The 500-nt window shown below is 47.8% G+C and carries 2 protein-coding genes; both read right to left on the bottom strand.

The window, feature by feature from the left end:
* A partial coding sequence (tnpA, locus tag HMPREF1022_RS17815) for an IS200/IS605 family transposase (RefSeq protein WP_156803046.1) occupies positions 1 to 183 on the bottom strand: 183 nt, incomplete at its 3' end.
* Between the two features lie 237 nt (positions 184 to 420).
* The gene (locus HMPREF1022_RS19225; protein ID WP_442852274.1) at positions 421 to 495 is read right to left on the bottom strand and encodes a hypothetical protein; all 75 of its coding nucleotides are present in this window, start codon (positions 493 to 495) and stop codon (positions 421 to 423) included.
* Between the last annotated feature and the right edge of the window lie 5 nt (positions 496 to 500).

Genomic DNA, 500 nt, shown 5'->3' with positions numbered 1-500 from the left:
ATCCGGCATGAGATGGCCCTCGATAATTTCAACACCTTTATATTTGCATAAGTCCTTAAGAATTTCTCCGATACTTTCTCGAATGTTGGCAAATATTATTTTCCGCCTGTATTTTGGAGAAAAGACAATGTGATACTTGCACAACCATTTTGTGTGGGCTAAACTTTGAACTCGAGTTCCCATATAAAAACACCTTTCCCTTAAAAATTACGATGGGCTTGAACAACTCTATCGTATGGGAAAGGTGTTTTTTGTATAACAAATTATTTCCACCCGCATAGCGGGTGGATTTCTGTTTCGCTCGCAAACGCTCGCTCAACTGGCTAAAGCCCCTTACGCAAACGGGCCGGAAAATCCGGCCCGCTGTTCAGTTTTGTTCAGGCATACGCCGCGCGGCGTTGCCCTGGCGAGTATCCGCAATTACCAGCGGTAATTTTTATCCTGCTGATGTCCCACAATGCCGCCGGCCAGCGCGCCCACACCGGCGCCGGCCAACGCGC

This window comes from Desulfovibrio sp. 6_1_46AFAA (genome assembly GCF_000224635.1).
Taxonomy (GTDB): domain Bacteria; phylum Desulfobacterota; class Desulfovibrionia; order Desulfovibrionales; family Desulfovibrionaceae; genus Desulfovibrio; species Desulfovibrio fairfieldensis.
Note: the sequence above shows the minus strand (reverse complement) of the source record. Positions and strands in the feature narration are given on the sequence as shown.